A 5,960-nucleotide genomic window follows, 5' to 3' on the forward strand; every position below is an offset into this window, starting at 1 on the left:
GCCAGCTCGGCGACAAGGCCTACCACCAGCTGCCGGGCGTGCGCTCGCTGGACTTCGTACTGCTGTTCGTGCCGGTCGAGCCGGCCTACATGGAGGCGCTGCGCGCCGAGCCGGCGCTGTTCACCGAGGCGCTCGAGCGCAACATTGGTCTCGTCAATCCGACCACGCTGCTGACCACGCTGCGCATGATCCAGAACGTGTGGCGCTTCGAGCACCAGAGCCGCAACGCGCAGGAAATCGCCCGCCGCGCCGGCGATCTGTACGACAAGTTCGTCGGCTTCGTGCAGGACCTCGAAACCGTCGGTAGCCGCCTCAGGAGCACCCAGACCGCGTTCGATGCCGCGCGCAACAAGCTCGTCGCCGGGCGCGGCAACCTCGTCAAGCGGGCCGAGGAGCTGAAAGCACTCGGCGTGGACGCCGCCAAGTCGATGCCGGCCGACCTGCTCGACCAGGCGCAGGCCGAGCTGCCGGCGCCGGCGACCGACGGTTTTTGAGCTTGCCGTCGCAGTTCGACAACGTCACAGGGGGGTCCGTGTCCGATCGCCTCGTAACCCGCCTGCGCGGGCGGTTCTATTACGGCTGGGTGGTGCTGGCGGTGGCCTCGCTCGGCGGCTTCGTGTCCGCCGGCAGCAGCCAGATGTACATGGGCTCGGTGCTGCTGGCCATCACCGGCGACACCGGCTGGACCTATACCGCCATATCGAGCGCGCTGCTGGCCGGCACCGTCACCGGCGGCCTGGTGTCGCCGCTGGCCGGCGCCTGGGTCGACCGCCACGGGCCGCGCCTGTTGATGGGGCTCGCGGCGCTGGTGATGGCGGCCGGTTTCGTGCTGATGGGCTGGAGTCCGAACCTGGCGGTGTTCTATGTCGGCTACATGCTGGCGCGCGGGGCGGCACAGGGCGCGCTCGGCGGCGCCGCGCAGCGGGCCATCGCCGTGCACTGGTTTTTGCACTACCGCGGCCGGGCGCTGGGCATCGCCTCCATGTCGGTGCCGCTCGGTGGCGCCGCCATGGCGTTTGCCGGCGCCTGGGCGCAGCGGCACGGCTGGACCTGGCGCGAGCTGTTCGTGGCCATGGGGGGGCTGACGGTGCTGACGGTGCTGCCGTCGGCCTGGCTGCTGCTGCGCAGGAGTCCCGAGGCGCTTGGCCTGCAGCCGGACGGCGGGCCGGTGGCGACGCGCGCCGCCAGGCCTGGGCGGCGGCGCGTCGCAGCCGACGAGTATCCCTGGACCCTGCCGCAGGCGCTGCGCACCCGGGCGCTGCATCTGCTGATGGCGGCGGCGGTGGTGGCGATCGCCGCCAACGGCACGGTGGTGTTCTACCACGTCACTTATCTGGTCAGCCGCGGCGTGTCGCAGGTGCAGGCGGTGACGGCGGTCAGCGTGCTGGCGCTGACCGGCGCGCTGGCCAACGTGGTGTGGGGCTATCTGTCGGAATTCGTGGCCGAGCGCACGCTGGCCATCGTCTCGCAGCTGCTGGCGGCGGCCAGCGTGCTGCTGTGGCTGACGGTCGACAGCGCCGGTGGAGCGTTGCTGATGTCGGCGCTGATGGGCCTTTTGGTGCGCGGCGAGGGCTCGCTGACCGGGCTGATCCTGACCCACTACTTCGGGCGCTTCGCGTTCGGCCGCATCGCCGGGCTGATGGCGAGCTTCCAGCTGGTGGCGCTGGGCCTGGGGCCGGTGGTCGCGTCGGCCGTGTACGATGTTTCCCGGTCCTATGCCGCCATCTACGGCCTGATCGCCGCCGGCTATGTCGGCTCGGCGTGCTTTTATCTGCTGGCGCGCCGCCCGGCGCCGCCGGCCGAACCCGCCTTCCAACCCACCTGAAGGAGTCCGCGATGAATTTTCCCGAACTGGTCCAGGCCCGGCGCAGCGTGCGCGACTACGACCTCAGCCAGCCGGTGACCGACGCCGACCTCGAGGCCATTTTCGGCGACGTGATCCTGTCCCCGAGCGCCTTCAACCTGCAGCCGTGGACTTTCGTGGTGGTGCGCGACGCCGAGCAGAAAAAGCGCCTGCGCGCCGCCAGCATGGATCAGGCGCAGGTGGAGAACTGCGGCGCTGCCATCGTGGTGTGCGCCAAGCTCGACGCGCACAACGACGCCCCGGCCGTGTTTGCGCAGGCGCCGCAGCCAGTGCGCGAGCGCATGGTGGCCATGACCGCGCAGATGTACGGAAACAACGCGCAGTTCGCGCGCGACGAGGCCATCCGCGGCGCGAGTCTGGCGTCGATGACGCTCATGTATGCCGCCAAGGAGCGCGGTTTCGACACCGGTCCCATGATCGGCTTCGACCCGCAGGCGGTGGCCGAGGTCATCGGTCTTACCGACAACTTCATCCCGGCCATGCTGATCGTGATGGGCCGCGGCACCGCACCGGCCACGCCGCGCGGCTACCGCAAGCCGCTCGGCGAGGTGGTGAAGCTGGAGACCCTGGGCGGCCGCGGGCTGGTTTAGCAGGCCGTTGAAAAATCGTTTTCATTGGCCTGTTGAGGCCAATTCGGTTCGCGGCTGAAGCCGCTCCTATTGGGGCCGGCATTGGGGCCGGCGTCGTCACGCGCGGTCGGCGGGTGAGGCGGCGTTTCCCCGCCGCTCACGCCACCGCGCGGCGCAGGCGGTCGTGCACCGCGCGCCAGGCCTCGCCGGGCGGCGGGGTTTCGATCAGTAGCCGATCGAAACCGCCGCCGTCGAGCTCGCGCAGCGCCGCGTACAGCCGCTGGCCGTAGGCGGCCGGTTCGTCGTCGAGCGCGATGCCGTCGCCGAGCGGGCGGCGCAGCGCCAGCACACCCACGCGCAGGCCCTGCGCCTTAAGCTGCGCCAGTCGCCCCGGCAGGGCTGCGCCGTCCACCAGCTCGGCCGGCGTGCGCGGCGCGTAATGGCGCGCCAGCAGACCCGAGGCGCGCGGCGCCGGGCCGTGCCGATCGGCGTCGGCCGCATGCGGCGCCACGCCGGTGACGCGGGCGATGTCGGCCGCGCCGATGGCGCCCGGGCGCAGCACCACCGGCACGCCGCGACTGAGATCCACGATGGTCGACTCGAGCCCCACCCGGCACGGCCCGCCGTCCAGGATCAGCGGCACGGCATCGCCGAATTCGGCCCGCACGTGCGCCGCCGTGGTCGGACTCACGTGGCCGAAGCGGTTGGCCGACGGCGCCGCGATGCCGCTGCCAAACGCGCGCAGCAGCGCGAGCGCCAGCGGGTGGTCCGGCACGCGCAGCGCCAGGGTGTCCTGGCCGCCGCTGACCGCCGCCGGCACGCGCGCATGGCGGCGCAGGATCAGCGTCAGCGGGCCGGGCCAGAAGGCCGCCGCCAGCGCGCGGGCGCTGGCCGGCACCTCGCGCGCCCAGTCCTCGAGCGCGGCGTCCGGCGGCAGGTGCACGATCAGCGGATGGTCGGCCGGGCGGCCCTTGAGCGCGAAGATGCGCGCTAGTGCGGCCGGATTGAGCGCGTCGGCGCCAAGGCCGTAGACGGTTTCGGTCGGCAGCGCCACCAGCTGCCCGGCGCGCAGCAGCTCGACCGCGCGGGTGATCAGCGCGTCGGTTTCGCCGCTCATGGCGCCAGCCGGTCGATGCGCGCGGCGAGGATGAAGTCGTTGCGGCTCAAGCCCCCCACGCTGTGCGTCCACAGCCGCACCCGGACCCGGCCCCAGGCGAGCAGCAGCTCGGGGTGGTGGTCCTCGGCCTGCGCGAGCGCGCCGATGGCGTCGACCAGCGCGAGACCACGGGCAAAGTCCGCCAGCCGGTACTCGCGCTCGAGGTGGTGACCGTCGACGATGCGCCAGGCCGGATCGAGCTGTCCCAGCAGCGCCGCCTGCTCGGCCGCCGCCAGCGGCGGCGTGCCGGGCGGCAGTGGCGTGCAGTGTTGGTGGACGAGTTCGCTCATGGCTCAGGCGCGCTCGAACAGCGCGATCGATTCCACGTGCGCCGTGTGCGGGAACATGTCCACGATGCCGGCGCGCACGAGCCGGTAACCCTGGCCGGCCAGCAGCCCCGCGTCGCGCGCCAGCGTGGCCGGGTTGCAGGACACGTACACGATGCGCGCCGGACCCGGCGTGGGCAGCGCGCTGCACAGCGCCTGCGCGCCCGAGCGCGGCGGGTCCAGCAGCCAGGCGTCCTGGCGGCCGAGGCGCGCGAGCGCCGCCGCGGCGTCGTCGCAGAGGTTCACGGTCTCGAAGGTGCACTGCTCGGCAAGCCCGGCGCGCCGGGCGTTGCCGCGGGCGCGCGCCACCAGGGCGCCGTCGCCCTCTAGGCCCAGCACCCGCGCGCCGCGGCGCCCGAGCGCCAGGCTGAAGTTGCCGACCCCGCAGAACAGGTCCGCCACGCGCTCGCCGGGCATGGGCGCCAGCAGGTCCACTGCCAGCGGCACCAGGCGCTGGTTGATGGCGAAGTTGACCTGCGTGAAATCGAGCGGTCCGAATTCGAGTTCGAGGTCGAAGGCGTCCAGCCGGTAACGCGGCGGTTGATCGCCGGCCGGCGGCAGCGGGTGCACGCTGTCCGGACCCGCCGGCTGCAGGAACCAGCGCACGCCGTGCTCGGCGGCAAAGCCGGTCAGCGCGGCGCGGTCGGCGTCGGTGAGCGGCAGGAGGTGGCGCATCACCAGCAGCACCTCGTCGTCGCTGGCGGTGACCTCGAGCTGCGGCACCTGCGCCGCCACCGTGAGGCCGCCGAGCAGCGTGCGCAGCGGCCCGATCAGCGCCGCCAGGCGCGCGTCCAGCACCGGGCAGTCGTGCGTGTCGGTGATGAACGACGAGCGCCGTTCGCGAAAGCCGACCAGCACGCCGCCGTGCTTGGGCACCAGGCGCACGCCAAGGCGCGCCCGGCGCCGGTAATGCCAGGCCGGCCCGGTCAGCGGCTGCAGCCACTGCGCCGGCTGCACGCCGCCGATGCGGGCGAGTTTTTCCTGCAGCTGGGCGTGCTTGTCCGCCACCTGCGCGGCGTGGTCCTGATGCTGCAGCACGCAGCCGCCGCAGCGCCCGTACACCGCGCAGCGCGGCTCGACGCGCTGCGGCGAGCGTTCCAGCACCTCGGTGACGACGGCCTCGTCGTAGTTGGCGTGCCGGCGCAGGCGCGCGGCGTGCACCAGCTCGCCGGCCAGCGCGCCGTCGACAAAGCACAGCTTGCCGTCGACGTGCGCCACACCCTGACCGGCGTCGGCCATGCGCTCGATGCGCAGCGGTGCCGGCAGCGGCTGCTGGGCGGGGGGGCGGAGACGGCGGTTGCTGCGGCTCATGGGCATCGGTGAAAAAAGAGCGCAGCGCGGGCCTGTACCGCGCTGCGGCGAATGGAATGTTTCATTCCCATTATCGGCGCGGCGCCCGCTCGGACGGCACGGCGCGGCGCGGCATCGTCACCAGCAGCACGCCGCCCAGCACCAGGCCGGCGCCGAGCAGCTGGAGGGGCGTGGCCGGCTCGCCGAGCAGCACCACGCCGAGGTAAATGGTGATGATGGGCCCGGTCGAGCCGATCAGCGCCACCCGGCCGGCGCCGATGCGCTTGATGGCCTCGGCCAGCAGCAGGCTCGGCAGCACGGTCGACAGCAGCGCCATGGCGAGCGCGAGGCCCAGGATCGATGCCGGCTGGCGCAGCGCCGAGAGCGGCTGGCTGACCGCGAACTGCACCACAACGAACAACGTCGAGATCAGCATGGCGTAGGCAGCCGTGCGGCGGGCGCCGATGCGGGCGATGGTGCCGCCGCTGGCCAGCAGGTACAGCGCGTAGGCCACCGCCGAGCCGAACACCAGCGCGCTGCCGAGCGCCAGCGCCGCGCGGTCGTGCGCCAGGTGCAGGTCATTGGCGAAGGCCAGCGCAATGCCGGCGTAGGACAACGCCAGCGCCGCGTGCTCGCGCCGCGCCACGCGCCGGCGGCCGAGCCAGGCGCCGATCACCACCACCAGCGTCGGGTAGGTGAACAGGATCAGCCGCTCGAGGCTGGCGTTGATGTAGGCGAGGCCCCAGAAGTCGAGG

General features: G+C 72.8%; 7 protein-coding genes. 3 read left to right on the forward strand and 4 right to left on the reverse strand.

Going from position 1 to position 5,960, the window contains the following annotated elements:
• From rmuC to PHC73_RS10465, 3 genes are all read left to right on the forward strand, one after another.
• The coding region (gene rmuC / locus PHC73_RS10455) for a DNA recombination protein RmuC (RefSeq protein ID WP_300127696.1) at positions 1-494 on the forward strand (494 nt) is incomplete at its 5' end.
• A 38-nt stretch (positions 495-532) separates the two neighbouring features.
• Positions 533-1,825, forward strand: coding sequence for an MFS transporter (locus tag PHC73_RS10460; protein ID WP_300127699.1), 1,293 nt, complete (start codon positions 533-535; stop codon positions 1,823-1,825).
• 11 nt (positions 1,826-1,836) lie between these two features.
• Positions 1,837-2,454, forward strand: coding sequence for a nitroreductase family protein (locus tag PHC73_RS10465; RefSeq protein ID WP_300127702.1), 618 nt, complete (start codon positions 1,837-1,839; stop codon positions 2,452-2,454).
• Between the two features lie 136 nt (positions 2,455-2,590).
• Here PHC73_RS10465 and PHC73_RS10470 read toward each other — a convergent pair whose 3' ends face one another.
• The 4 genes from PHC73_RS10470 to PHC73_RS10485 all read right to left on the reverse strand — a co-directional run.
• Positions 2,591-3,550: an L-threonylcarbamoyladenylate synthase gene (locus tag PHC73_RS10470; protein ID WP_300127705.1), complete on the reverse strand. Its 960-nt coding sequence runs from the start codon at positions 3,548-3,550 to the stop codon at positions 2,591-2,593.
• Positions 3,547-3,879 carry a 4a-hydroxytetrahydrobiopterin dehydratase gene (locus PHC73_RS10475; RefSeq protein ID WP_300127707.1) on the reverse strand — a complete coding sequence of 111 codons (333 nt, stop codon included), beginning with the start codon at positions 3,877-3,879 and terminating at the stop codon, positions 3,547-3,549. Before PHC73_RS10475 ends, PHC73_RS10470 begins: the two co-directional genes overlap by 4 nt.
• A 3-nt stretch (positions 3,880-3,882) precedes the next feature.
• Positions 3,883-5,226 carry a 23S rRNA (uracil(1939)-C(5))-methyltransferase RlmD gene (rlmD, locus tag PHC73_RS10480; RefSeq protein WP_300127710.1) on the reverse strand — a complete coding sequence of 448 codons (1,344 nt, stop codon included), beginning with the start codon at positions 5,224-5,226 and terminating at the stop codon, positions 3,883-3,885.
• A 70-nt stretch (positions 5,227-5,296) separates the two neighbouring features.
• A partial coding sequence (locus PHC73_RS10485) for a DMT family transporter (RefSeq protein WP_300127714.1) occupies positions 5,297-5,960 on the reverse strand: 664 nt, incomplete at its 5' end.

Source organism: Immundisolibacter sp., from assembly GCF_028696615.1.
Lineage (GTDB): Bacteria > Pseudomonadota > Gammaproteobacteria > Immundisolibacterales > Immundisolibacteraceae > Immundisolibacter.